At 58.4% G+C, this 25,143-nt stretch carries 23 protein-coding genes and 1 tRNA gene; 7 read left to right on the top strand and 17 right to left on the bottom strand.

Annotated elements, in window-relative coordinates; all coding sequences use genetic code 11:
- The first annotated feature begins 25 nt into the window (after positions 1-25).
- Positions 26-1,159, top strand: coding sequence for an efflux RND transporter periplasmic adaptor subunit (locus tag EB835_RS02245; RefSeq protein WP_101574983.1), 1,134 nt, complete (start codon positions 26-28; stop codon positions 1,157-1,159).
- 323 nt (positions 1,160-1,482) lie between these two features.
- On the opposite strand, the gene EB835_RS20505 is transcribed toward EB835_RS02245, so the two are convergent.
- Positions 1,483-1,764: a hypothetical protein gene (locus EB835_RS20505; RefSeq protein ID WP_236850633.1), complete on the bottom strand. Its 282-nt coding sequence runs from the start codon at positions 1,762-1,764 to the stop codon at positions 1,483-1,485.
- 73 nt (positions 1,765-1,837) lie between these two features.
- On the opposite strand from EB835_RS20505, the gene EB835_RS02235 reads away from it, so the two are divergent.
- On the top strand, positions 1,838-3,034 hold the full coding sequence (locus tag EB835_RS02235) for an ABC transporter permease (protein WP_069599443.1): 1,197 nt from the start codon (positions 1,838-1,840) through the stop codon (positions 3,032-3,034).
- Positions 3,035-3,171: 137 nt separating this feature from the next.
- On the opposite strand, the gene EB835_RS02230 is transcribed toward EB835_RS02235, so the two are convergent.
- The 10 genes from EB835_RS02230 to EB835_RS02180 all read right to left on the bottom strand — a co-directional run bounded on the left by EB835_RS02230 (position 3,172) and on the right by EB835_RS02180 (position 15,641).
- A protein-coding gene (locus EB835_RS02230) for an IS3 family transposase (RefSeq protein ID WP_240688501.1) occupies positions 3,172-4,364 on the bottom strand; the annotation gives its coding sequence in 2 pieces (ribosomal slippage) (positions 3,172-4,077 and positions 4,080-4,364; 1,191 coding nt in all).
- 263 nt (positions 4,365-4,627) lie between these two features.
- A complete protein-coding gene (locus EB835_RS02225; protein WP_135807834.1) occupies positions 4,628-5,866 on the bottom strand; it encodes a hypothetical protein in 1,239 nt (412 codons plus the stop codon).
- A gap of 40 nt (positions 5,867-5,906) precedes the next feature.
- Complete coding sequence (locus EB835_RS02220; protein ID WP_168216601.1) at positions 5,907-6,533, bottom strand: GntR family transcriptional regulator; 627 nt, start codon at positions 6,531-6,533, stop codon at positions 5,907-5,909.
- A gap of 47 nt (positions 6,534-6,580) precedes the next feature.
- A complete protein-coding gene (tcuA, locus tag EB835_RS02215; RefSeq protein WP_135807832.1) occupies positions 6,581-8,050 on the bottom strand; it encodes an FAD-dependent tricarballylate dehydrogenase TcuA in 1,470 nt (489 codons plus the stop codon).
- Entirely contained in the window at positions 8,047-8,862 is an 816-nt protein-coding gene (locus tag EB835_RS02210; RefSeq protein ID WP_168216600.1) for an N-acyl homoserine lactonase family protein, read from the bottom strand. Before EB835_RS02210 ends, tcuA begins: the two co-directional genes overlap by 4 nt.
- Positions 8,859-9,764, bottom strand: coding sequence for an NAD(P)-dependent oxidoreductase (locus EB835_RS02205; RefSeq protein ID WP_135807830.1), 906 nt, complete (start codon positions 9,762-9,764; stop codon positions 8,859-8,861). The genes EB835_RS02210 and EB835_RS02205 overlap by 4 nt, the downstream gene beginning before the upstream one ends.
- Before the next feature lie 32 nt (positions 9,765-9,796).
- The gene (locus EB835_RS02200; RefSeq protein ID WP_135807829.1) at positions 9,797-11,266 is read right to left on the bottom strand and encodes an aldehyde dehydrogenase family protein; all 1,470 of its coding nucleotides are present in this window, start codon (positions 11,264-11,266) and stop codon (positions 9,797-9,799) included.
- Positions 11,259-12,563, bottom strand: a complete 1,305-nt coding sequence (locus EB835_RS02195) for an alpha/beta fold hydrolase (protein WP_135807828.1) — start codon at positions 12,561-12,563, stop codon at positions 11,259-11,261. The genes EB835_RS02200 and EB835_RS02195 overlap by 8 nt, the downstream gene beginning before the upstream one ends.
- A complete protein-coding gene (locus tag EB835_RS02190; protein WP_205749837.1) occupies positions 12,560-13,885 on the bottom strand; it encodes an MFS transporter in 1,326 nt (441 codons plus the stop codon). The genes EB835_RS02195 and EB835_RS02190 overlap by 4 nt, the downstream gene beginning before the upstream one ends.
- 1,549 nt (positions 13,886-15,434) lie before the next feature.
- Positions 15,435-15,641: a helix-turn-helix domain-containing protein gene (locus EB835_RS02180; protein ID WP_240688500.1), complete on the bottom strand. Its 207-nt coding sequence runs from the start codon at positions 15,639-15,641 to the stop codon at positions 15,435-15,437.
- Positions 15,642-15,742: 101 nt separating this feature from the next.
- Between EB835_RS02180 and EB835_RS02175 the strand changes: the two genes are divergently transcribed.
- Positions 15,743-16,402, top strand: a complete 660-nt coding sequence (locus EB835_RS02175; RefSeq protein WP_135807824.1) for a helix-turn-helix domain-containing protein — start codon at positions 15,743-15,745, stop codon at positions 16,400-16,402.
- Positions 16,380-17,576, top strand: a complete 1,197-nt coding sequence (locus tag EB835_RS02170; RefSeq protein WP_168216599.1) for a tyrosine-type recombinase/integrase — start codon at positions 16,380-16,382, stop codon at positions 17,574-17,576. The genes EB835_RS02175 and EB835_RS02170 overlap by 23 nt, the downstream gene beginning before the upstream one ends.
- A 77-nt stretch (positions 17,577-17,653) precedes the next feature.
- Here the strand turns inward: EB835_RS02170 and EB835_RS02165 are convergent.
- Positions 17,654-17,730: transfer RNA gene (locus EB835_RS02165), tRNA-Leu, on the bottom strand.
- A gap of 91 nt (positions 17,731-17,821) precedes the next feature.
- Between EB835_RS02165 and EB835_RS02160 the strand changes: the two genes are divergently transcribed.
- Both EB835_RS02160 and ppk2 read left to right on the top strand, forming a co-directional pair.
- Entirely contained in the window at positions 17,822-19,132 is a 1,311-nt protein-coding gene (locus EB835_RS02160; protein ID WP_346763130.1) for an MFS transporter, read from the top strand.
- Between the two features lie 67 nt (positions 19,133-19,199).
- A complete protein-coding gene (gene ppk2, locus EB835_RS02155) occupies positions 19,200-20,102 on the top strand; it encodes a polyphosphate kinase 2 (protein WP_135807822.1) in 903 nt (300 codons plus the stop codon).
- A gap of 247 nt (positions 20,103-20,349) precedes the next feature.
- On the opposite strand, the gene EB835_RS02150 is transcribed toward ppk2, so the two are convergent.
- Positions 20,350-20,607 (bottom strand): hypothetical protein, encoded by a 258-nt coding sequence (locus tag EB835_RS02150; protein ID WP_135807821.1) that lies wholly within the window; start codon positions 20,605-20,607, stop codon positions 20,350-20,352.
- Between the two features lie 229 nt (positions 20,608-20,836).
- Positions 20,837-21,253: a hypothetical protein gene (locus EB835_RS02145; RefSeq protein ID WP_135807820.1), complete on the bottom strand. Its 417-nt coding sequence runs from the start codon at positions 21,251-21,253 to the stop codon at positions 20,837-20,839.
- A gap of 85 nt (positions 21,254-21,338) precedes the next feature.
- Here EB835_RS02145 and EB835_RS02140 point away from each other — a divergent pair, with 85 nt between their 5' ends.
- Positions 21,339-22,136 (top strand): helix-turn-helix domain-containing protein, encoded by a 798-nt coding sequence (locus EB835_RS02140; RefSeq protein WP_168216598.1) that lies wholly within the window; start codon positions 21,339-21,341, stop codon positions 22,134-22,136.
- Positions 22,137-22,323: 187 nt separating this feature from the next.
- Here the strand turns inward: EB835_RS02140 and EB835_RS02135 are convergent, their stop codons facing one another.
- From EB835_RS02135 to EB835_RS02125, 3 genes are all read right to left on the bottom strand, one after another.
- The gene (locus tag EB835_RS02135) at positions 22,324-22,788 is read right to left on the bottom strand and encodes a hypothetical protein (protein WP_135807819.1); all 465 of its coding nucleotides are present in this window, start codon (positions 22,786-22,788) and stop codon (positions 22,324-22,326) included.
- On the bottom strand, positions 22,778-24,178 hold the full coding sequence (locus EB835_RS02130; RefSeq protein WP_135807818.1) for an amidohydrolase family protein: 1,401 nt from the start codon (positions 24,176-24,178) through the stop codon (positions 22,778-22,780). Before EB835_RS02130 ends, EB835_RS02135 begins: the two co-directional genes overlap by 11 nt.
- Before the next feature lie 70 nt (positions 24,179-24,248).
- Positions 24,249-25,130, bottom strand: coding sequence for an alpha/beta fold hydrolase (locus EB835_RS02125; protein WP_135807817.1), 882 nt, complete (start codon positions 25,128-25,130; stop codon positions 24,249-24,251).
- Positions 25,131-25,143: the final 13 nt, after the last annotated feature.

The following is a 25,143-nucleotide window of genomic DNA, read 5'->3' as shown; positions in this document are numbered from 1 at the left end:
ATGTGTCCTCGCTATCGTCGGCTTCATGCTCGGCTATTTTCTCCGCGCTCCGCTTGATGATTTGAAAGACACAGACGAGCAAACTGTTACAGGACTCGCCAAAGTCGAAGAAAGGGCGCTGACCAGCGACACAACAATCGGCGGCAATGTCAGGCGCGGCAAGACGAGCGACATCACACTTCAAGCTAGCGAAGGCGAGCAGGTGGTGACTCGTGTCGAGGTGTCGAAGGGCGACGTGCTCAACTCAGGCCAACTGATCGCGATCGTCTCTGGGCGCCCAATTTTTGCCGTGAGCACAGAGTTTCCACTCTATCGAAATCTCGACCTAGGAGACTCTGGCGACGATGTTCGCGAGCTGAACTCACTGCTCAGCAATCTTGGCAAGGCCTCCGCCCGGTCTGAGAACTTTACCCAGTCCACTCGCGATGGCATCGCCCAACTGTATTCCGGCTACGACCTTAAAGCTCCGTCATCCGGACAGGACGAAGTCAAGGAAGCACAGGCTGCGTACGACGAGGCGAAGTCAGATTCTGAGGTTGACGACGAAGAACGCCAAACGCTTCTTGAGCAGCTCGACTCCGCAAAAGCGAAGGCGGGAGTGCAGTTCAGACTCTCCGACTTTTATTTTCTACCATCGGGGAGCCCGAATATCGAGAAGATCGTCAAAAGAGGCTCGATCATCGATTCTGAAGAACCCGTGCTCGGGACCGTTCGCTCAGGTGAGAGCACGGTCAAAGCCCGCGTCGATCTGTCTCAAGCCGAGAAATTCGAAACAGGGACAGAAGTCACCGTGAGCACGACCGACAGCACGGTCAGCCAGGAGATATTCACAGTTAAAGAAATATCGGACTTCAAAGAGGCCAGCGGAGAAGACGACAAGATCCCTCCCGGCTACGATGTAACATTCGAATCTGAAGACGACTTCCCCGACGAACTTCAAGACGCTGCAGCCGTAAGCATCACGCTAGCGGGCGACGATAGCGATAAAAGCACCGCTATTCCACTAGTCGGGTTGCGAGAGGACCCTGAAGGAAACTACGTACTATTGCCGGGAGCCGACGAGAAGTGCCGTGTCAGCACTGGAGAAGAGGCATCTGGGTGGATAGAAGTATCCTCTGACTGCATCACCGTAGGAGACAAGATTGTCGTCGGCCCCTGATGAGTGAACCCATGGCCGTGTTCACTGACATTTCGAAGTCCTATGCCGGTCATCCACCTACTCAGGTGTTGACCGGTTTCAATCTCACCGTGTATCCAGGCGCAACTGTCTCAATTGTCGGCCCCAGCGGGTCAGGCAAGTCAACGGCTCTGAACATAATTGGCCTTCTCGACCGACCGACATCTGGTGTTGCCTCAGTGATGGGAGTGAGCACAGAAGAAGCTTCACCTCGAACAATTGACCGGCTCCGCGCTGATCACCTGGGGTTCGTTTTTCAGGACTCACACGTCCTGCCAGTACGAACATGTTCGGACAATGTTGAGCTAGCGTTGTGGGCTTCGCGAACTCCTCGGCACGATCGCCTCCAGCTTGTTGAAGATGCTATCGAGAAGGTCGGGCTTTCTCATCGCTTGCACCAACCGGCTCGAGTTCTCTCCGGTGGTGAACGTCAACGACTGGCTATTGCGAGGGCGATAGTGCGGGGCCCAGATATCATTCTGGCTGATGAACCCACTGGAAACCTTGACCCCGATAATTCGCAGCGCATCATCGACATGCTCAACGCTGAACGAGATCGTGGCGTTGCCGTCGTCATAATCACCCACGATCACCGGCTCGCAGAACAGTGCGATCGCTCGTACGAGTTAAGACACGGATCTCTCCAACAGCGGAGCACGCATGCGTGACCTGCTTCTTGATGTTGTCAGAGACGCAAACGCGAGACGCGTGAAAAGCCTCATTATCGTTGTCGTTGTCACCTTATCAATCGCCGGCCTCATTGCGTCACGAGTCGTCGCAGTCACGGCAGCAAACCAAATTGATGAGCAGCTCGCGGCTACAGCCTTAGATGAAGTTCGTGTTTACCAAGTTCACGACAGCTCCGCATCGGATGATACGGGCGCGACCGCCTCAAGTCTGGACCTACTTACCGAAGGATCCGCGGAGGCTGTGTCAACTATCTCTCATGTCAACTCCGCAACACGATACCTGCCTATCAGCCCCGGAGAACGAACGATTTCTCGTTTACCGGGCGGGCCAGAAGTTGAGGACGTGCGCGTGCTCGGTGTGGACGAAAGCTACTTCGGAGCCAATGATGTCGATCTGATTCCCGCCTCGATTGCAAAGACCTGGAGCAAGGCACCTGACGATAACATTGCACTAGTCGGTGCATCCGTCGCCAAGCAGCTCGGAATCGGCGCGCATAGCTACGATCAGACCTTCAGGTTTGGTATCCAAACGTTCACCGCAATCGGAATCGTCTCCAGCGAACGAGACCCAAAACTCGCCCAGTCGATACTTATCCCGCCACAAGTCGCTGAGGAGTTTCGGGACTACGACGATCACAGCGAACTCCTCGTGAGAACGGATTTGGGATTCTCGAGCTCGGTTGCGGCACTTGTTCCAGACCTTGCAGCTCCAGGTCAGGCATCGAAGATCGCTGCGTCCGGCGCTGAATCCCTTGGGGACCTGCGTAAGGGAGTTGCTACAGACGTCGACGGGCTTCTCATGGGCGTGGGAATCGTTCTTTGGATCCTCACTCTCTTGATCGTTGCCAACGCAACACTGTCATCAGTTATGGCCAGAACATCGGAAATCGGCCTGAGGCGCGCGATAGGCTTCTCTCGTGAACAAGTCGTGGTGAAGTTCCTTGTAGAGGGCGGGTTGCTGGGCTCGATAGGTGGCCTATGCGGCGTGGGATTCGGTGTCATCTTCGCGATCGGGATAACCGTGGCTCTTGGGTGGAATCCTCTTGTGCCGTTCTGGTTCCTCGTCGCGGGCCCTATAGCTGGCACTTTGACTGGAATCATCGCCTCAATTTACCCGTCATTGAAAACTGCAACCATTCGCCCAGCCGACGCAGTCCGCAGCGATTAAAGGGGCGATACAGTTCCCGCAGGTGGGAAACACGTACCTTCCCCCGGTGCTTGCGGTCGAGCTCCCAATTTCGCCGAAAGGTGCGGGGGAGCCTCGGGGGATCGGGACTGATGTAAGGATCGGTGACAATTCGGGTGTCACGCTGCGACTGCAGGTGACTCAATAATTGCTTCGTACTCAACAGGTGTCAAACGACCCAACCGAGCTTGCCATCGACGCCGGTGATACGTTCGCTCGACCCAGGTCACGATCGCGATTCTCAACTGGCCCCTGGAAGCCCACCGACGGCGGTCGAGAACGTTCTTCTGCAGGAGTGCAAAGAACGATTCCATGGCCGCGTTGTCGCCAGCAGCACCGACTCTGCCCATCGATCCGATTAGGCCGTGACGTTCCAAGGCTCGGGTGAATTTCTTCGACCGGAATTGACTACCACGGTCGCTGTGGACCACGCATCCGGCCACGTCACCACCCCTGCGCGCCACACCCATCTCGAGGGCATCAACTGCCAACCGAGCCTTCATCCGCGAGCTGATCGAATAGCCCACGATCCGCCCTGAGCAGGCGTCCTTGATCGCACAGAGGTACAGCTTGCCCTCATCGGTATTGTGCTCCGAAATGTCGGTCAACCATAGCTGGTTCACACCCTCAGCTTTGAACTCGTGACGGGTGCGCCCGTCGGCGTCGACGACCGCGCACAGGTCGTCGTGGACGGGTGGTCCCGGCCGTTTGCCGTTCTTCGCCTTGCCCTTGCCAAAGACCGAGAACCACGAGTTGTGCGAGCACAACCGCCACGCAGTGCGCACCGCCATCGTCTGGCCAACCGCTTCAGCTTCGTCGGCCAGGTACCGGTACCCGAACTCGGGATCATCCCGGTGGGCGTCGAACAGGGCGTTGGCCCGATACGCCTCGATGACATCGGCTTCGGGAACAGGGGCGGCCAGCCACCGGTAGTACGGCTGACGGGAGAGCTTCAAGACCCGGCACGACACCGCGACGGGGATCCCGTCGGCGGCGAGCTCTCTTACGAGCGGGTAGAGCCTTTTGACGGCAGGTTCGCCTGCGACAAATAGGCGGCGGCACGGCGCAGGACTTCGTTCTCTTGTTCCAGCAGACGAGTCCGACGTCTGAGCTCTCGCAGCTCTGCGGACTCGTCCGTGGACTTGCCCGGCTTGTTGCCGGCATCGATATCTGCTTGGCGCAACCATTTCGCGATGGTGCCTTCGTGGACGCCGAAGTCCTTGGCGATTTGGGAAATCGTGGTCTTCTCGTCGCGGTTCAATGCGACACGGACGACGTCATCGCGGAACTCTTTCGGGTAGGGCTGTGGCATGGTGTCTATCCTTCCAAACTTGCCTGAGAACAAGCCAGATCAGATGTCACCAAACCGTGCATCAGTCCCCTTGAAGATTTGTCCGATGGACTCGGTGCGCCTGTCGTGCCACCATCTGCAACGCGGTGATATGCCTATGGCTCAGGTTGTTGTGAGCAGTGCTTCATACCGGGATAATGGTCGGCCTCATTGATGGTGCTTCCTGCCGCGCATTTGACGACGTCGGCGAGGAAGTCTGATTCAGCTTTTGACTGATCACCACGTCAGACGGTGATATAAGAGATCGGATTCCTAGCGCCGCGTTTTCGCGCTCTAACAGCGCTGTTGGTCTTCAACGTCAAGCGGCGTGCGACTTTGGATCCTCGGTCCAGCTCCTCGACGTCAAACTCGTACCGGCCACCTCGCACCTGCTGGGCACCGGTAATTTTGTAGCAACCTCTGACTTTTCTGTCCCCGACCGCGACGAGATATCGAACCGTTCGTGCACGTTCTGCTGAAACCACCCACCACTGACGCGCAGCTTCTCGCAAATCGATGGCGGAGTAGTCCGGATGCCATCCTCCGCCTCGACGTTGCTCCCCGACACCGTCCTTGACGCCCTCAGGGACATCGCTTGCTGTTCCGAGAAGCACAACAAGAGCATCTCCGCTTGGGTCGCTGTCGACATCGTCTGTCCGAGTGAATGAACTTGGGTTGATCACAATCGACGAGATGCCGCTGCTCCTCGTGGGATTGGGGTGTTTGCGCTTAGGGGTCTCGGAGCCTTGGGACTCGGCAAACTTCTTCGCTCGGTTGAATATCGAGGCCTTGTCACTGCGACCTCCGCAAACATCCAGTAGGCAGCGAAGGGGCGTACCTCGTTCCAAGAGGGCGCGTGGGTCGTCCTTGTCTTTGCTTGAGAAGTGGTCCTCGAGGTCTTCCGCAGTGACAAGCATTGCCGCACAATCCTGAGGCGACGTATGGATCTTGCACTGGTTTGGAGTCGCTTGGTGAGGATCCTCTTCTTGCACGTAAAGAAGGTAGTAGGGGTATGCGCCGTACTCGTATGCGCTCTGGACGAGCTTCTCGAACTGATCGCTGGTCGGATCGAGGTTGGAGTCTCGTTCAGACCAATTCCTTGCCAGACGAACCCTCTTTGCTTGGAGGAGGAAGCGTACTTCTTCGTCATCGGGACGAGCACGGTCGGGATCGCCGTTCGTCAGCGTCATCAGCATGTCGGCACCGTGTTTTGACTCTTCTTGCTTTGTCGAAAGGGCAATCGAGCCGTCGATTTCTCTAACTGAGGTTCTGTCCCAATCGCGGCAACGCTTCCTCGACCGGTGAACCGGACATTCACCCACGACTTTGTACTGAGCACCGGCAAGGTGGGCTCGCAGGACATCGGTAAGTGATTCCTCGTGCCAGGCATCGACGTTCCCGCTGAGATGCATGAGGCGATAGATGTTCTCAGATGAGAGTCTCATCAGTCTTGGGAGCTGGTCGAATGGTTCGCGACTGGTCATTCCCACACCTCGCAGGAACCGTCGAGAAGGTAGCCTGATGTCATTCTTCTGGCGACTCTGTCATCATCGATAGCCTTACCTCGCGGGCAGCGGTCATATGTGCTTCTGCCAACCGCTGTGCCTTTACAGAATCGTGTTGAACTATCGCTTCGAGGATCTCCTCATGTTCCAGAATAGCCGCACGCCACCGGTCTTCTCGCTCAAAAGTAGTGCGAGGATAACGGATTAAATGGACGTTGAGTCGTTCGAGCAAATCGATGAGGGTGGGGCTGTGGCTGGCGGCCCAGAGCAGTTCGTGAAACCGACGATTAGTATGTGCCCGTTCCTCAGGCGTCCCAGCGTTGGCAAGATCTTGTGCCGCCACCTTCAAACGAGCAACGTCGAGTTCGCTGGCTCGTTCTGCAGCGCCTTTTGCGGCTGCGCCTTCTAAAGAAATGCGCACGTAGTAGATGTCCAGAATCTCTTCCGGACTAGTTTCGCGAACTCGTACACTCCGTCCTGCCCTTTCAACGAGGGTCTCAATTTCAAGTCGATGCAGTGCCTCGCGGACGGGCGTCCGCGAGGCACCAAACCGTTCGGCGAGGGCGTTCTCCGATAGAATCTGCCCAGGTGCTAGTTCGCCAACGAGAATCGACTCTCGGATTCGTTCGTATGCTGAACGCTTCACCCGTTCCCTCACCGGCCCTTCCGCAGTCACGTTGTATATACGAGTCTTCAGGCTATCGTGCCAGCCCGTCGGCCGAAGACCATTCCTGCTGCGAGTCCGGACCCACCTGGATAGTTGACGCTGAACAGTCCTCCGAGAGCTTCTCCACACGCGAAGAGCCCCGCTATTGGCTGTCCCGTTTCATCCAGTACTCGGCCGTGCAGGTCTCCCTTCAGGCCACCGAAAGTGAAGGTGATGCCGCATGTGACTGGATACGCGTAATACGGAGCTGTGGCAATTGGTGCTGCCCAGTTGCTTTTGGGCGGGGTCGTTGTGGCGGTCTTTCCGTCTTTGACAGTGGGATCGAATTCTATCTGTGTATTGATAGCCAGATTATAGGAGTCGATGGTCTCGGTAAGTTGCCCCTCGGGCACATCAAGTTTTCTTGCTAACTCGGCAATTGAGTTAGCGCGGACCTCGGAGATTCCGGGCATCTCGTACTCTTCGGCACGGAGAAGCGGTCGCAGATTCGTATCGAAGATTTGGTAGGCGATTGATCCCGGCTGACGAAGAATCTCACGACCATATTTGGCGTAGGTGTAGTTACGGAAGTCGGCACCTTCGTCAAGGAATCTCACTCCGTCACGGTTGACGAGAATTCCGAATGGATAGCCCTGACGCGTGAGGCGATTGGTGAGCTCTCGATTTGATGCGTTTTTCTCGTTCCACGCGTCCCACTGCACACTGTGACATGTCGACCAATCTCCACCACGTGCTGCGCCAGCGTCTAGAGCTGCTTTTATCACTTTGCCCGTGTTAAAAGGTGTCCCGCGTACGACTGCGTGTTCCCACCCGCGCCCGAGATATTTCTGTCTCAGCTCTGGGCTAGCCTCGAACCCTCCTGCAGCAATAACAACCGAGTCGGCGTAGGCTTCAAAGTCCTGCTCTCCCGACGTCCCGCGTACTCCAACGACTTTTCCGCTTTCCAGTATCAGTTCGGTGATCTCTACGCCATAAATCACATTCTCGCCTAGTCGTTGCGACACCTTAGTATGGTCACGAATAAGGCCCTCGCCACCATCGACATTGCCGACGTGGAGACCTCCCCAGAACAGATATGTACCGTCGGAACGCTGGTAAGCTTGTCGCTCGTACATGAGGCGATATTTCAGCCCCAGGCTGTGAAGCCATCGAACGGTGTCGGCTGCTTCAGTGACTAGGATCTCCGCCATTTGCTCGTCGCCCTTGCCTTCTGTGACCTTCTTTAGGTCTGCTGCATATTCATCGGCGCTATAAGGCGGAACCTCGGTACGTGCAAGTCTCTCATCCGGTTCGACGAGATCGAGCAGGCTGTCGAGCCCATCATGTGTCATTCGCGTAGCTCCAGCAGTGTAGTAACTGTTCCCTCCGCAGTTGGCTTCATCACCACGCTCAACGACTACTACATTTCTTCCTCGTTCTGCTGCAGCATGGGCGGCAGAGAACCCGGCATTGCCACCACCGACAACGATGACATCGGTTCTAATTGGATCATTCATTTGTTCTCCTCATTCGCAGTTGGATGCAACTGGGTGATTGCCTCGTCTAGTTCCGGCATCGGGATATGTCGATTGGGCACGGAAGGATCGTGACCAGGCACGATCGTGCCGTCAGGCTCAGCTAAGGTGTGCAGCTTGTCGAAAGCTGTGTACATGAGCGATAGTTCATGGACAACACCGTATGGTTTGTCATTTTCATAGTTTTCGTAGAAGTGACTAGCGTCGCTGGCGAGGACGATCGGACCTTCGGTAGTCGCCACACGCACTACTTGAGTGCCCGCAGTGTGGCCCCCAACAAGATGAACTGTGACACTCTGAGCAAGATCAAAGTCCCCGTCAACAACGGAGAGGCGACCGTCCTTTTCCAGGCGTGTGATTTGCTGCAAATCGGCTGAATTGACGAGGTGGCTATACGCACCCCGTTTTGCCATCGGTGATCTCCAGAAATCTAGTTCGGCTTGTTGGACATGCACCTTTGCTGCCGGGAAGTCTCCGACGAAACCGGTGTGGTCGTAGTGCAAGTGGGTGAGGATCAAATGACTAACCTCGTGCGGCTCAACTCCTAGCGAACCGAGTAGGTCGATGGGGGATTTGCCGTAATTGCGTTGTCCTCTTCGCGCCGCTTCTTCTCGAGTGAAACCGGCATCGACGACGATAACCGTTTTTCCTCGGAGGATGGCCCACATGTAGTAGTGAATCGGCCAAGCATCCATACACCCTTCTGGATGGCCGTAGAAATGCTCACCGCGAACTGAGGCATCCCGTGTGGCATAGCGCAATGCGTAGACGCCGTCTTCGGCCCGAGTATTCACGATTCGCCTCCGAACTGCAGCGAATCTCCCGTCCACTTCTCCCATAGGAGGGCGATAGCTGAGTAGTCTTGCCGGCCGAGTCCCTCGGCTACTCCGAGCTCGTAAGCCGTGTGTGCAGCCTGAGTCGCAAAGAGTGGGACTCCCGATTCCTCAGCGAGGGCCAGTGCAAGCGTCGAATCTTTTCTTGCCGCTTCCAGGGGCATTCCTCCCTCGAAGTCAGCATTCGCTACCCGTTCAGCCATCCGGTAGTCCATTGGACGTTTGAGCCCACCGTCCGATTGCATGAGCATTTGTGCGATTTGGCCGAGGTCGAGATCTTGGGACTGGGAGAGAGCAAACGCTTCGGTGAGTACGACCATGACGGCGTGAGATATCGCATTGTTTACAACTTTGGCCGCCATGCCTGCGCCCAACGCTCCGAACCGTTCAGATCCTGACGGGCCCAGTACAGAGAGTAGGTCGCCTATCTTTTCGATGTCATTGGGGGCACCTCCGACAAGCAACGTCGCAGTGCCGGAGGACATTTGATCTACACCAGAAAGAATTGCCGCGTCGACTACGTGAACTCCATACCTATTGGCGACGCGCTCAAGGTGACGAGCGTGTGAGGGTAAGACAGTGCTTGTCTCGATGAGTACAGTCTCCGGGGCCAACTGGGGCGCGAGTTCCTCTACCACGGACTGAGATATCGCGGGGTTTGGCAACGAAAGGACGATCCGCGAACATTCAGTGAGAGATCCGATCGCGTCAGTCGTGTCAACGTGTTCGATCCCGTCTGCCATTGCCCGTCGTGCCGGATCTATATCAAATGCCCGCACCTTGGCGATTTGCGACATGCGCTGACATATTGGCAGTCCCATCTGACCGAGTCCGATAAGACCATACTGATTGTTGTCGGACATTAGAGCTCCTTCTTCTAGGTTTGGCCATGCGATCAAGAGCGGAGGGAAAACGGATCCTTCGCTTCTTCAGATAGGTCGACAAGTACGTTCTTCGTACGCAAATATGCGTCGATGGCCTCTAGGCCGCGTTCTCGCCCGATGCCAGATTTTTTGACTCCGCCAAATGGGGCTTGGGCTGCAGAATAGCGGTAGGTATTGATCCACACTGTTCCGGCGATGAGGTCTCGTGCCACTCGGTGAGCTCGACTGAGATCGCGTGTCCAAAGCCCCGACGCGAGACCGAATTCAGTTGAGTTTGCTATTTCGATAGCTTCTGCTTCGTCTTCGAATCGAGTGATCGCAAGGACTGGTCCAAAAACTTCTTGTTGAGCCAACGGGGAAGCAGGGGAGACATCGGTAAAGACCGTCGGGCTGACGTAGCTTCCATCCTGAAGTTGCGGATCAGTTGGACTAGTGCCACCAGAGAGAAGCCGAGCGTACTGCTTCGCGTCTTCCACAACAGAGAGAATCTTTTCGCGTTGGCTTGCCGACGCAACTGGACCCATTTGTGTAGCTTCGTCGAATGGATCTCCCAGACGGATGCTTTCGGAAATGTCCGCCAAACGCGACTCTACTTCGTCGGCGACTCCCTCCTGGACCAGGAGTCGGGAACCAGCGATGCACGTCTGCCCACCAGCGGCGAAAACTCCAGCTACGGCTCCCGCGATGGCGCGGTCCAGATCAGCATCATCGAAGATGATATTGGCACTCTTACCTCCAAGTTCAAGAGTGACTGGTACCAATGTTTGTGCTGCCGCCCGCGCGATGGCTTGACCGGTTCTTACAGAGCCTGTGAAACTGATTCCGCCCAATCGGTCGTCGGTGGTCAAGGCGACTCCGGTGTCGACGCCGCCGGTGATGATGTTGACTACCCCGGGTGGGAAACCTGCTTGTATGACTAGATCGCCAAACTTGAGTGTCGACAGTGGTGCGAGTTCGCTCGGTTTCACCACTGCGGTGCAACCCGCAGCTAGAGCGGGTGCGAGCTTGTTAGCCAACAACTGCATTGGAGAATTCCAAGCAGTGATTAGCGCCACGACCCCAAGCGGCTCTCGCTGCGTGTAGTCGAATGTATCCCATGAGTCCAGCGGGATTGTTTTCCCTTCGATTTTGTCAGCTATCCCCGCAAAGTATCGGTAATTGCGTGCGGAAAAACGGGCTTGGGTGGTCGTTTCGCGGAAGAGTTTCCCGTTGTCGCGTGACTCTAGACGTCCGATATCACCAGCATGTTGATCGATGAGGTCGGCAAGACGATTGAGCATTCGGCTGCGTTCTGCCCCGCTGACTGTTCGCCAGGTTTCAAAAGCTGCATGAGCTGCATCAATGGCCGCGGCCACTTCGGACGGGGATGCATCAGACACACTGCCCAATTCAGCCCCATCGATAGGACTAATTACTTGAATAGTATGTTCGGGATTGACTTTGACACGTTCACCGTTGATGAGCATGCGGGTCTCAGGCATTGCGTTTCCTTTCGATGAGGGCAAGCGCCTTGGACAGGTGAGGTGAGAACGCTACGGGATTCTCATAAACAGGGAAGTGGCCAAGCTCGGGCATGACCCAAAATTCTGCTCCCTTAATGCTTGCGGCCGTAGCCTCTGACATTTCCGGAGTGCACGAATAGTCATACTCCCCAGTCATCATGACTACGGGGCACGCATTCGTGTCTATGCGAGAGAGTTGCCCTCGGATGTCCCAACTTCCGGAATAGAAATCGATGTCGCCCGTGAACGTCCCGAAGCCGCCCTGCGAATATTGCCAACGGATGTCCCATCGAAGTTGTTGCGGTGATTGTGGACCGATTAACCCATCAATCCATTCAGCCGCGAAGATGCTTCCGTTCACTTGAGGGTCCGTCGGCCAGGGTGTCGTCCGTCCTGGGACATGATCGGCGGCCTCGCAAGCGACTACACCTCCTATTAGGTCCGGTCGGTGTAGCGCCATTGCCAAGCAGGCTTGACCCGCCATCGAGGCACCAATGAGAATCGGTTGGTCGAGATCCAGCTGAGTAATGACCGCTTCGATGGCGGCAATGTATCTTTCTGTAGTCAACGACCATGACCCGAATTCGTCATCGAGACGGTCGGAAAATCCATGCCCGGGCATGTCGAAGGCCACTGTTCGGTATCGGTTCACCACTGTAGGATCATTCATGATGGAGTGTGCCTGCCTTGCATCTGCGCCAGCGGTGTGCAGGAACAACAGGACTGGTCCGTCCACAGGACCACTATGTTCGACGTGCAAGTCGATCAGACGATTCTCTAGCGAGACGGAGAGATAGTTGCCCGTAATGGGGGAGCGGTCGAGGTCATATTTTGACGCCGCCGGACTTGATCCCGACACTATCTCGCGACCAATTTCAATTAGACGTCGCAAAATGTGCGCATGTTGGGCAAAGGTTTGCTCGTCCCCGATTACCGTTGTCTCTGGGACGCGCATTCGCATCGCGAAGAAGTGGTGAAAGTTTGGGGCAGGCTGACGGCTGAGGCATTCGTCCCAAGCGGCTGAATTGGCATACATGGCGGTATTCGGCATTGCAGCTTCTGGGATTGATCCGGAGTGGGTGAGGCGTATTGCTTCACGGTCTGCTCGAATGACTATTCCGTAGTAATGACCCGCCTCGTCTTGAGCCAGCACACCGAGAGTTACTTCTACAACCGGCAATAGATGGGCTAGCTCGTCGTCCGATCCGAGTATGGCATCGAGACGTTGATGTTCCTGGACAAGTTGCCGGAACTTACTGATGTTTGCTTGCGTCATGACTTGACTTCCTCAGGGTGGGAAATCGCGTCAAATCGCCGTCCCGGTTGAGTTGCGAACCAGACAGCCACGAACGTGAGGACAGAGACCAGGACGAGGTACGGCGGAATCGTGGCAATTGCACCCAGACCGGTGGCAAGTAGCGATGTAAGAATCAGTGGGGCAAAGCCTCCACCGAGAATTGCGCCGATTTGATAGCCCAGAGAAGCACCGCTGTAGCGGACTTGCGGAGGGAATAGCTCGGCAAAGAGCGTGGCCATAGGGCCGTACATGAACGGGTGGATGATCGCTAGTCCGATGAAGACGGTAATCGCGAACGTCGTAGTGTTCGGCAGCGCCTCGTTGATCAGGAAGAACGGGTATGCGTAGATGGCGAAGAGCACTGCTCCGGCGAGGAACACTTTCCTTCGACCGATGCGGTCGGACAATGCTGCGCAGGCTGGAATTGTGAAGATTTCTACGAATCCGGAGACTGCGACTACAACTAGGACGAAAGTTCGGTCGAACCCAAGCTCGGTGGTGGCGTACGTAAGAATGAATGTTGCGAACATATAGAAGTTGACGAAAGGTGCCAAGCACATGACCGCGGCAAGCAAAATGTTGAGAGGGTGCTTGCGTATAGCTTGCAATGCCGGCATTGGTGCTTTGGTCTCGGTCTTAGCGACAGCAGCGAACTCTGGACTCTCGACGATCTTCATTCGGATGACTAGACCAAGGACGACAAGAACTGCGCTGAAGAGAAATGGAACTCGCCACCCCCAAGACATGAATGCGTCTTGGGGCATCAAGCTAACGGCCCCGAACACGACGGTGGATAGTACCAACCCTGCCGGAGATCCTGCCTGCGTCCAGCTGCCAGCGAGTCCACGTTTGTTATCCTCTTCGTGCTCGACCGACATGAGGACTGCGCCTCCCCACTCTCCGCCGACTGCGAATCCTTGCAGCAGTCGCAAAAGTATGAGCAGCAATGGGGCAGCGATACCGATTTGCGCGTAGCCCGGTAGGAGACCGATCAAGAAGGTGGCCGCTCCCATCCCAGTCAAACTCCAAACGAGCATTGACTTGCGGCCGATGCGGTCGCCGAAGTGTCCGAATACGATTCCGCCAAGCGGTCGCGCGAGGAAGCCGGCTGCGAAAGTGCCGAATGATGCGATCGTGCCGACCAGTGGATCAAAGTCGGGGAAGAACAGGGTGTTGAAAACTAGGGCTGAAGCCGTTCCATAGAGATAGAAGTCGTACCATTCGACTGCGGTCCCGAAGAATGATGAGAGCACCACTCGACGTTTCATGGCTTTGTCTCTCACTACATTGTGTTGAGTCATCCACCTATTCCTTATCACTAATACGTAGCCGGCCTCGTCACCGGATGAATACCAGTGTATACATATGGATACGACAGGGTGCAAGCGCTGCTCGTGGTGTGACTTGCCGTATTCGGTTGGGGCACTTAAACGAGCAGCCAGCCTACGCACCGACGGGCATGACTCCATCGATAGGTAAGTACGCGGCGTATTTAGGTGCAGGTTTGCTCCTCGATGCTCGACTTGGTCGGGAAGCGTGTTCTGCATGCATAGACTTATCGCGCCAAGCAGTCAGCTGACCGCGGAGAGCAATGAGGTAGCCGAAATGAAATATGCGATTCGGAAGGCAAGCCGTCCCAGCAAGTGTCTTGTGGACCATGATGTAGCCAACATGCATAGGGCAAGATACGCTGGGTCGGAAAAGCGGTGGGGAGTCATCGTCGTAGTTGGCGTCGAGGATCCTTTACTGCCGCGCTCCACGGCCCGGTTTCCAGTCGATATTCATCTGTTCGGCAGATTCGATGATGTGCTGTGGGAGTGTTCCTTGCCGATACTGTGAGCGAATGCGGGCGATCCATCGTCCTGTTCCGGGCCAACTTTTCGTGCCAGTCAGCTGAGGCACGTTGATATGACCTTGCTTGCGATAAAAGGGCTCGAGCCGTGCGAGTCGTTCGAGGTAAGCGCTGACCTTTCGCTCCTCCCGAGAAGGAGGCTTCGGCTTCGGGTCCCGGTATGGAGGGGTGAATCTCACCCCTATCTCCTCGGCGACCGCGACCTGTGTATCGGTGAGTTTCCCTGAACGGAACTTAACCCGCAGGCTGGAGACCCAGAGGCCAACACTCCATCCAAGCCATACTTCGTCGGCTTTGGGGTTCGCGTGACCGTGATAGCGGGCATATGAAGACAGGCGGGCGATGCCGCGTTCGAAGTCGACTCTGCCCCTGCCCATCTTAGGATCATACTCAATTGCAGTTTTTCGCCGAAGCGAATGGGCGACGAGCGTATGGATTTTAGCCTCGTGCCGGTTCGAGAGTGATAGCAGTAGGAAGACGCCAAGGTTCTGTTTCGCTCAGTGGACAGGCTATGGTCCACCAGGCGCGGAGCTCCTCGGCGTATGAATTAGGCTTCGAGGCTGCTTGGATCCGCCATGTGGAAATGAGAGCTTAGTAGGGTTCCCTGCCGTCCACATCATCCGGGCTGCCGATGAAATTCAGACACACGGAACAGATATGGACAGGTAAATCGAAGAGCAAACTGAACTCGTCCCGACCGTGCCCGGTGTGCCAGGTGCCATTTTGCTCTGGCCCCGGAGTGGTTCCGCAGAGAGGCACGAGGTCGTGGTCGGGGCTGGTGGGGTAAAGGTGGTTGACGATGTGGTTCGAAACTGGCGGAACACTGAAATCCATGGTGCCTCTCATTCTCGTTTAGTCGGTTCGCATCGAGGTGGACGCAGTGGCCTCTGGGCCGTGTGTTGCCGAATACTGCCGCTGACGCAGGGGCTGTCAAGTCAGTGAGCGTGTCGGCAACTTGCATTCGGATGAGTCTGGTTCTGCTGAGGTGGAGTCCTTTATTAGAAGTCGTCGTCTTCCTGCAGCGTCGAATACCAGTCATCGACGTCTTCGCGAGAGAAGCGAAGGTGGCGACCGATCTTGTGCGCTGTCGGCCCGAACCCTTCGACGCGCCACTTGTAAATCGTCTGTTTCGGGATCCGCAGTTCAGCAGCGAGGTCTTCCGCAGTCAGCCACCTGGCGTTACTCGTCGATGCTGTCACGGTCACCATCTCCTCTTGTTGCGCCGTTAGGAAACTATCAATGCAACAATCTTATCAGAAGATTGCAGTGATTGCCGATAATCAGTGCAATTGCTACGCTGGATTCCATGAACTTTGCTGACCGACGCCCCGTACCTGTTGTGACCCCTGCCGAGAATGAAGGTTTGGTTGATGGCGATTGGGGGAAAGCGGTAGGTCGTACCGAGGGACAGGCAGACTTTTGGCACCGCATCGATGTTTCCGGCGTGCCGTTTCCACTGTGGGTGCGTGTCGCGCAGTCTGAGCACGGGGACTTCGTGATTACGGGAATGCTGCTTGGTGATCCGGAAGGGGCCCAGGCAATTGGCACCGGCGGCCTCTCCAAAATCGCGATCAATGACATCCTGTCGGCTATCGATGATGCCCACCGATCGGGTGTCGGTAACTTCCGGGAGTATTCTCCGGAATTCAGCGGACGGGTCCCGAGGCCCGGTGGTCAAGTGCTAGGCGACGACACAATCTATGAGGCGGCTACCGTGGCAACTCTTGTGAAGTGGTACGGCAAGGGACGCCCGGTGATCTCAACGACAGCTGAGGCGCTCAACGTCTCGCGAGCTACTGCTTCCCGACGCATCCAGCGGGCCCGCGACTTGGGCTTGCTCGACAAGGCTGCTGAAGTCCTCGGGGCTGCGGATGGAGCTGCCAACGCCAAGATGGCTGAAGAGTACGGAATAGTCGAGTATGCGGTGCACCTCGAAGATATCGGTGAAGACGGCGGAAATGCCTAGGCCGCGTCTGGAGCTCGGAACGTGGGGCAGGATTACACGAAAAGAGATTGCCGAGAACAGATGGCGGGCGCGGGCGCGGTTTCGTGATTTCACCGGTAAGACTCGGCAGCGTGAAGCCTATGGTGCGTCTGGGGCCAAAGCTGAACGCAACCTCCTCCGAGCTCTGCGTAGCGAGGTTGATTCTGCGGGCGACTCGATCGCCGGAAGCACCACCGTGACCGCACTGTCGAAGTTGTGGCTTGCCGACCCGGACCTCACTGAGAACTGCACGGCTCAGACTGTTGAGCGTTACACGGACAGCCTGAATAGGCATGTACTGCCGGCTCTCGGCGAGTACATGCTCATGGAAGTCACTGTGTCCCGGGTCGATCGCTTCCTCCGGAATCTCGCTGCAGCGACACCGGGGAACGCCAAGACTGCGAGGTCCGTGCTCAACGGCATGTTCAAACTGGCCGTTCGTCACGACGCGATTCGGTCGAATCCGGTGCGGGATGTGCGCCTTCCGGCGAAGCCGAAACAGCCCGTCGCGGCAATGAGTGTCGATGAGGTCGGGGCTCTTCGTGAGGGACTACGTGCCTGGCAAGACGGGGTAGGGTATCGCGGACCGCGGCGAGGAAGCGATCTGCTCGATGTTGTCGATGTGATGTTGGCGACCGGGCTTCGGATCTCCGAAGTCCTCGCACTGCGATGGGGCGATGTCGATCTGAGGGACCAGCCAACCTTGACAGTTTCGGGTACGCTTGTTTACCTCAAGAAGAATGGCCTTTTAAGACAATCGCACACAAAGACCTCGAGCGGGTTCCGGATCCTCACTCTGCCTGCGTTTGCGGTGGAAGTGCTGCTTCGCCGGAGTGTCGAGGCGATTCCCACTGAAACTAACGCGGTTTTTCCATCCGGCAAAGGTACATGGAAATGGCCGAACAACTATCGGCGAACGCTGAGAGCGGCGCTCAAGGATATTGAGAGTGACGGTCAGATCTCTCCGCATGTATTCCGGAAGTCCGTAGCTACACTCATCGACGCCGAAGCGACTCTCGAAGCGGCTGCCGCTGTGCTTGGGCACTCGGGCACATCAGTCACTGCGAAGCACTATATAAAGAAGGCGACCGCGGCTCCCGATATGTCGGAGATCCTCGATCGATTCGGCAAGAACCGAAACGAAAAAGATGGGTAACCGTGGGGTTCTCGACTCCATATCGGAATCAACTCATCCGCGCGGAAAGCATCATTGCAGGTCAGGGCCAACTTCATTGGTCCCCCCAGTGGGACTCGAACCCACACTGAATCGATTTTAAGTCGACTGCCTCTGCCGATTGGGCTATAGGGGGAATGTTCAGAACTCACTGTATAGCCAAAACTTCGAACCCGCGATCTGAGACGCGCGGCTGGCCGTCTGCGCCCTAGGGCTAGCCTGGACCGATGATGACGGAACGGCCGAGTCCCCAAGCCTGGATGATCCTCGTCATCGGTGTCCTCACGCAGATGGCGGCGACGATCGCGATCGCCGGCCCCGCGTTCCTCATCCCCTATATGCACACTGACCTCGGGTTCACCCTCACCCAGGCCGGCACCGTCGCCGCCGCACCGAGCTTCGGTCTCATCCTCACCCTCATCGCCTGGGGCGCCTTCGCCGACCGCTTCGGTGAACGGCTGGCCATGACTCTGGGCATCGGGCTGACCGCGGTGTTCTCGGCCGCCGCCATCCTCGTCGTCGACTCACCGATCTGGATGGTTATCGTCATCGCCGCCTCCGGTGCGGCCGCCGCCTCCGTGAACTCCGCGAGCGGCCGCGTCGTCATGGGCTGGTTCCCCCGCCACCGCAGGGGACTGGCCATGGGCATCCGCCAGATGTCCCAACCGCTGGGCACAAGCGTCGCGGCCGTGACGATCCCACCGATCGCCGGTGCCGGCGGATTCCCCGCATACCTCTGGTACGTCGCCGCCGTGACCGGAGCGCTCGCCCTCATCTGCTTCGCCCTCATCCGCAATCCGCCGGATCAGGCTCCCACCCGCACCGAGGTGGCCGACCCCGACGCCGCCACCGAGGTTGTCGACGATTCCCTCGCCGAACCGAAAGCGGACGGGGGAGGCTCCACCCGACCGGGCACCACCTCGGCGGGGGAGCGGAAGTCGAACCCCGCCTCAGCGGTCAATCCCTACCGCAGCGACTCTTTCCTGTGGCGCATCCACGCGGTCTCTGCGCTCCTCGTCGTGCCGCAGTTCGCGTTCTCCACCTATGGTCTCGTCTGGCTCATCGCCGTCCAAGGCATCGGAGCGGGAGCTGCCGGAGCGATCGTTGCCGCCGCGCAGATCGCCGGCGCGATCGGGCGCATGGTCGTCGGCGGTCTCTCGGATCGGACGAGCTCGAGGGTGGGCCTGATGCGGGTGGTCGCGATTGCGGCGGTCGTCTGCGTGGCCGCCATCGCCTTGCTGTCGCTCACAGAGATGCCGGTGGTCGCGGCGATCGTGTTCATCCTCGCCTCGGCCGTATCTGTGGCCGACAACGGTCTGGCCTTCGCCTCCGTGGCAGAAGCAGCCGGCCCGCGCTGGTCGGGCAAGGCCCTGGGAGCCCAGAACACGGGACAGTTCGTCATGTCGGCCCTGCTCGGTCCCGGATTCGGTGCCCTGGTGACCGCGTTCGGCTATCCGCTGTCCTTCGGGCTCATCGCACTCGCGCCGATATTGAGCGTTGGAATCATCCCGCGACGCGACGTCGATCGCATAACCTGATATTCATCTGAGCACACTATCGTGCACGAGGCGCAACCTGGTGTCGACAGCGAAAGGGAAGGATCTCGTGAACAATCTGTTCCAAGAGAATCTGCGGGAGTACATCGACAAACTCCGCCTCGAAGGGTACGCCGTCGAGGACAGCCAGACCACGGATCCGCACCTCATCGACCCCATGGGCCGAGCCGTCGAAACGTGGCGGGAGGGGTATCCGTACGACGAACAGATGGACCGCGAAGAGTACGAACTCGAGAAGTACAAGCTGCAGGTCGAGCTGCTGAAGTTCCAGTACTGGGGCCAGGACACCGGCGCCAAACACGTCATCGTCTTCGAGGGTCGTGATGCCGCCGGCAAAGGCGGGACGATCAAGCGCTTCACCGAACATCTCAACCCCCGCGCCGCTCGCGTCGTCGCCCTGAACAAACCCTCCGACCGCGAAGCCGGACAGTGGTACTTCCAGCGCTACATCTCCCACCTGCCCACCAGCGGTGAGATCGTCATGTTCGACCGCTCCTGGTACAACCGGGGCAACGTCGAACGCGTCATGGGTTTCTGCACCGATGACGAATACGAGACCTTCATGGAACAGGCTCCCGTATTCGAGAAGATGCTCATCGACTCCGGAGTCCACGTCACGAAGTTCTGGTTCTCCGTGACCCAAAGAGAGCAGCGCACCCGGTTCGCGATCCGCCAGATCGACCCGGTGCGGCGGTGGAAACTCTCGCCGATGGACCTCGAGTCCCTCGACCGCTGGGACGACTACACGAAGGCGAAGGAAGAGACGTTCCGCCGTACGGACACCGACCACGCTCCGTGGATCACGATCAAGAGCAATGACAAGAAACGCGCCCGCCTGAATGCGATGCGCCACTTCCTCAACCAACTCGACTACGAGGACAAAGACCACTCGGTCGTCTACGAGGCGGACCCCCTGCTCGTGCGCCGCGGCCGCGACGCCGTCGGCGACTAGGGTGAGTCACCTTCATCGGCGGGACCGCACTGATCACGCCTGCCGTCCGAGTGCCGCCTGAACGAATGCGCACACGATTCGCTCTGGGCCCATAAGCGCGATCGGCCAGAACGGTGTCGGACACCTGCGTCGGCGGCGACCCGGAACGGCGAGTGGAAATACAACTTCGGCCCGGGGCCTGCGCCGACCAAACCGATTCACCACATTCCTCTGATCATGGGTCTCCGCGATCGAATTTTATGCAGGGTCAGACTGACACTGGAAGCGGAGATCGCGAGGACGGCTGCGCCGAGGATGTGACCGGGAGTGCAATCGTCGCATCTCGGTACAGCGTCCCGGCGAGGCCGCCGAGGATGGCGATCAAGGCGCTGGCGACTGTCGGCAACATCCACAGCGCGGCTGCGACGGGTGCCGAGCCGCGGGCCGTCTGGTTCGGTCGGGGAGCGGCGCCCATTGCGTCAATCACGGTGGCGCCGCGAAAAGCCTGAGCATCTGATTCGCCCATGCGTACACCGTAAACAGATGATCGAGCACGCTCTGGGTCGCTGTCTGGATGGGTTGGCTGTCGCCGTTGAACATTCGAAAGTGAGTGCGCCAATCTGAGATGGCCCCGCCTGGAAGGGGAATGATGCTCCCATGGCGATCCGGTGATGACGGTCAATGCCTTCCTCTGCGCCTGTTCGGCTGGTCTCGTACGCTCGGCTGTGCCAATGCTCTGCCCTCCGAACCGAGGTCTACGACTGACTGCGGCGCCATCCGAGCAACTGAGCGATGCCGAAGCCGAAGACGACGAGAGCCTGGAGGACTCCCCACAGCTGACCGATCTGGGTCAGCCAGTCGGATGTCAGCACGAAGACGATGGATGCGACCGCCCACGCAGTGTTGACGAGTATCGCGAACCAGACTCCCCACGAGGGAATTCGCGAGGCACGTCCGATCAGGAGGAACACAATCGCGCAGCAGAACAGGAAACCTCCTGCGGCCATCAGGAAGAGTGCGGGAGTCCCGAAGACTGTGGCCAACTGGGCGGGCAGGATCAGGTAGGCGAGGCCGTTGACCCCAGTGATTGCTGCATCGAGCAGCAGAGTCGTGCGTAGCAGGGTGACCTTCTCGGGAATGGTTGGATGCGGAGTTGAGGTGATGGTGTTCATGCAGCCAGCATGACTCTGTTCGGCGACCAGCGCGATGACCTCTGAGGTCATGGTGGCGGGACGCAGATGTTCGTATGCTTGTGCTATGGCAACTAGCGCTCTCCCCGTCACCATCGGTGCCGCGCTGCGCCGTTGGCGCGAGCATCGGTCACTGAGTCAGTTGGCGCTTGCGAATCGGGCCGCCGTGAGCACACGCCATCTCAGTTTTGTCGAAAACGGACGGTCGCGCCCGACGTCGAAGATGATCCTCCGTCTTGCCGAGGTGCTCGAGGTGCCGATGGGTGAACAGAACCATCTGCTCTTGGCCGGTGGATTCGCGCCGCTGCACCCTGCACACTCGATCGACGATCCGGAACTCTCGGCAGTAATGAGCGGAGTGCGCAGTCTGATCGATGCACATGCTCCGTATCCGGCGCTGCTCTTGGACGACTCGTGGGACATCATAGATGCGAATCATGCGATCGATGCGCTCCTGGCGGGGTGCGATCCCCTACTTCTGGAGCCTCCGATCAACGTCATCCGACTCGCGCTTCACCCTCTCGGGCTGTCTGCTCGGATCAGGAATCTGGGTCAGTGGCGTGCCCATCTGATCCATCAGCTCCGCCAGCGGATCCGCAGCACAGGAGGAGACCACAAGCTTGAAGCGCTGCTTGCAGAGGTCGAAGGCTATCCGAACCGGGGAGAGCCTGCTGGCGAGCCTCAGGGGCCCGTGGTGCTGCTGGAGCTGGACTCCGACGGCGGCCCTCTGCGATTCTTCAGCGTCGCCAGTCGCATCGTAGGGCCCGCTGATGTCACGGTGGACTCATTGCACCTCGAGACGTTCCTTCCAGCTGACGCAAGCACGCGAGCTTCGTTGTCCGGCGGTTCGGACCCATCCGTGTGACTGAGACTGAACGGCTGAGTGCATATGCGGGCGCGTGCAGGGCACGCCGAGCTCGGGCGGCGGCTATGCCGTGCTCATGAGGATCGGCGAACATCGCGAAGTCGGTACGGGCCCGACCCCCGGTCGGAAGGTGCACGATGCGGTGCCGCTGAAGAGCGTTGGCCGCCCGTGCGCCGACGCCTGATGATCAGCGTGGGAACGTCTGCCCTCTCCGCTCGAGGATGTGGTCCTTCTTGCCTCGGATCTGTTCCTTGAGCAGGTCGCCGTTGTCGGCATCGAAGAGGGCGGAGACGCCCCAGAAGCGTCGCCACATAGGCATGACGAGTTCGGCTTCGACGGTGGTTCCTCCTCGCGAATCCGAATTCTTCCTGGAGAGTTCGAAATCGGTGAGCTGCAATGCGCCTCGACCGCTTGTCCCGATGGCGACGAGGCTCAGGGTCGGTTCGCCCGAAACGATGAAGGTGGCGGCGTCGAACAGCAGGAGCTGCATCCAGGTCCGCCCGCGCAGCGGATAGCTCCGCGTGACTGGAGTGCCTTCGAGCGTTCCGGTCAACGAGATGCTCTGCCCGTCAGAGACGGCGTGCAGATCCGTCTGCGCGGCCGGGATCTCGCACCTCCATTTCCTTGTGACCAGGTTCGTATCAGCGTCCACGGTTTCGATGCGCAGCAGAGTCCCAGTGCGTCGGTCGAAATAGGACAGGTTGCGCACCCCATGTTCGGAGAAGCGGTTTCGGTCGTACTGCACAGTCGCATGGCACCGAACGGTGGTCTCGGTGAGGTCGATGTAGTCGATGACCGGAGGTCCAGATGGGTTGTAGGAGCCGAGCCTGGGCGGGGGCGGGATCAGGGGCGTGATAGATCACGGTGCCGTCCTGGACGACCAAGTCGATGTCTGCGATGTTCTCGATGCGTTCCAGCGGGTCGGAACGAAGGAGCACCATGTCGGCTCGGCGGCCAGGTTCGATGACCGCTCGGTCCCGGAGTCCCAGAAGATCGGCGGCGTCAGCAGTGGCGGCACGGAGAGTGTCGAACTCGCACATGCCGGCGTGAACCATACGGCGGAGCTCGTCATGGAGCGTGTTCGGGGGCATCGCCCCGATCATGCTGTCAGTCCCTGCGACGACGCTTATACCGGCTTCGTATGCACAGGCGAGGTTCTTGCGCGCGGTGTCTATGTACAACCCACCGGAGGGCCCGGGAAACAGAGCGGCGATGCTGAGAGTCGGCACCAGTCGCGCACCGGCTAGCCTCCACGTCTGCAAGGTCTCGGTGCCCCGCAACTCATGTTCGATCACGCCGTGTTCGATGCTGTCGATGCCATTGGACAGGAGTGCGTCGACATCTTCCTGACAATGCGTGTGAGCGCTGACGGGCAGTCCGATACGATGTGCTTCCTCGATGATCGTGAGTGCGATGGTGTGGTCCAGCTTGCGCAGTCTGATGCGGTCCGGGCCATAGAGCCCACCTTGGTACACGAATTTGATGAGGTCGGCTCCGGCAGTGTGGAGCCTTCGAACAGCGGCGCGGGCCGCCTCGGGGTCGTCCAATGTCACCGCAATGTGCTTGCGCAGCCAGGGATTGTCTTTCGCGAGCGTAGATGTGGGGTGCCCGCCTGGAGCAGTGAGCGCCGGTCCCGCTGAGAGGATTTCGGGACTCGCGAAACTTCCCCTCAGGACGCGTTTTCGCAGGCGATTGACCGGAGCGAGAGGATCGGCCATGCTTCGGACGGTCGTCACCCCGTTTCGCGTCAGCTCTTCAAGAGCCCGCGGCAATGCGAACCTCGTCTGAAACCAGCCGTGGATGCCGTTGCGGACGCTGAGGAAATCCAGATGTACGTGTGTGTCGATCAATCCGGGGACAAGAGTCTTCCCCGCAGCTTCGATGACCCTCGCACCGCGCGGATCGAGGCGGGTCCGGCTGCTCTCCCGTATCAGCCCCTCCCGGACCAGTACGTCGACACCATCCAACGTGTTTCCGCGGCCAGTGAAGACATGGACGTTTCGAAGAACGAGAGCATGGTCCCGCACGCGATGCGCTTTCATCGGTTGTACGCCTCCATTGAGTTGGTGAGTAGTCAATGCATCGGTCGGACACGGACCGGCGGATCGCGGTTCACCGACCCGGGCGGTCCTGAACCGAGTCCGTTTCTGTCAGGAATTCGCGGACTATGGCCGAGTACTCACGGGGACGTTCGACCGGCGCGAAATGTCCAGCCTTCTGTATCGCAGCCAGTCGGCCATGAGGGGCAGCCGCGGCAGCCTCGCGCGGGTATCGCATGGGAACAGCGGCATCGTCGACTCCATGGACGAACAGCATCGGTTGGGTGAGTTCGGGGATCCGACTCATGAAGTTCACCCGGTGATGACGTGGTGCTGTCTCGAACCGATTCCAATCGCAGAACATGTGACCGCCGTGTGCACGCTTGGTGAGGAGCTCTTCGGCGGCGAGGTCGGCGAGTGCCTCGACATCGGCCGATGACACATATTCGGCGAACGCCACTTTGGTGCGCACCCAGCGGCGCATCGACTGCGCCGTCATGCTTCGGCCGATCAGCCACGAAAGCGGCGTCCGCAACGACAGCCAGGCGAGTTCGTGCTTGGGCAAGCGATGTTGGAGTCCGCCTGTCGAGGTCAGTACCAGGCGGTGCACACGCTCAGGATTCCTCAGTGCATAGCCAAGGGAGGTCGCCGAACCGAGAGACAGCCCGATCAGGGTTGCCGCATCGAGTCCCCAGTGGTCCATCATCGCGGCCAGCATGTTCTCCTGACCGCTCTGATCTGCTCGCGCTCGCCAGGGCCAGCTCCGCCCGTGCTTGGGATGGTCGGGTACGTAAACGCGGTGGTCGGCGGCAAGATCTCCGGCAAGCCAATGCCACATCCAGCCTCCGTTGTCGATTCCGCCGCCGTGCAGTAAGACCACCGGCGGCCCGGAAGCACCGAGTATCCGGTAGTGGATCGTGCCTTCGGGCAAGTCGACTATGTGGTGGTCGGCCACGTCTGATCCTCCT

It is taken from the genome of Brevibacterium sp. S22 (assembly GCF_004745485.1).
GTDB lineage: Bacteria > Actinomycetota > Actinomycetes > Actinomycetales > Brevibacteriaceae > Brevibacterium.
This window is presented reverse-complemented; position numbering and strand designations above follow the sequence as displayed.

What these genes read in the sequence shown, in the direction of transcription:
- EB835_RS02245 (WP_101574983.1), top strand. Translation starts at nt 26, where the DNA reads ATGCTCGGCTATTTTCTCCGCGCTCCGCTTGATGATTTGAAAGACACA.
- EB835_RS02235 (WP_069599443.1), top strand. Translation starts at nt 1,838, where the DNA reads ATGCGTGACCTGCTTCTTGATGTTGTCAGAGACGCAAACGCGAGACGC.
- EB835_RS02225 (WP_135807834.1), bottom strand. Translation starts at nt 5,866, where the DNA reads ATGACCAGTCGCGAACCATTCGACCAGCTCCCAAGACTGATGAGACTC.
- tcuA (WP_135807832.1), bottom strand. Translation starts at nt 8,050, where the DNA reads ATGAATGATCCAATTAGAACCGATGTCATCGTTGTCGGTGGTGGCAAT.
- EB835_RS02205 (WP_135807830.1), bottom strand. Translation starts at nt 9,764, where the DNA reads ATGTCCGACAACAATCAGTATGGTCTTATCGGACTCGGTCAGATGGGA.
- EB835_RS02200 (WP_135807829.1), bottom strand. Translation starts at nt 11,266, where the DNA reads ATGCCTGAGACCCGCATGCTCATCAACGGTGAACGTGTCAAAGTCAAT.
- EB835_RS02195 (WP_135807828.1), bottom strand. Translation starts at nt 12,563, where the DNA reads ATGACGCAAGCAAACATCAGTAAGTTCCGGCAACTTGTCCAGGAACAT.
- EB835_RS02190 (WP_205749837.1), bottom strand. Translation starts at nt 13,885, where the DNA reads ATGACTCAACACAATGTAGTGAGAGACAAAGCCATGAAACGTCGAGTG.
- EB835_RS02175 (WP_135807824.1), top strand. Translation starts at nt 15,743, where the DNA reads ATGAACTTTGCTGACCGACGCCCCGTACCTGTTGTGACCCCTGCCGAG.
- EB835_RS02160 (WP_346763130.1), top strand. Translation starts at nt 17,822, where the DNA reads ATGATGACGGAACGGCCGAGTCCCCAAGCCTGGATGATCCTCGTCATC.
- EB835_RS02150 (WP_135807821.1), bottom strand. Translation starts at nt 20,607, where the DNA reads ATGGGCGAATCAGATGCTCAGGCTTTTCGCGGCGCCACCGTGATTGAC.
- EB835_RS02145 (WP_135807820.1), bottom strand. Translation starts at nt 21,253, where the DNA reads ATGAACACCATCACCTCAACTCCGCATCCAACCATTCCCGAGAAGGTC.
- EB835_RS02140 (WP_168216598.1), top strand. Translation starts at nt 21,339, where the DNA reads ATGGCAACTAGCGCTCTCCCCGTCACCATCGGTGCCGCGCTGCGCCGT.
- EB835_RS02130 (WP_135807818.1), bottom strand. Translation starts at nt 24,178, where the DNA reads ATGAAAGCGCATCGCGTGCGGGACCATGCTCTCGTTCTTCGAAACGTC.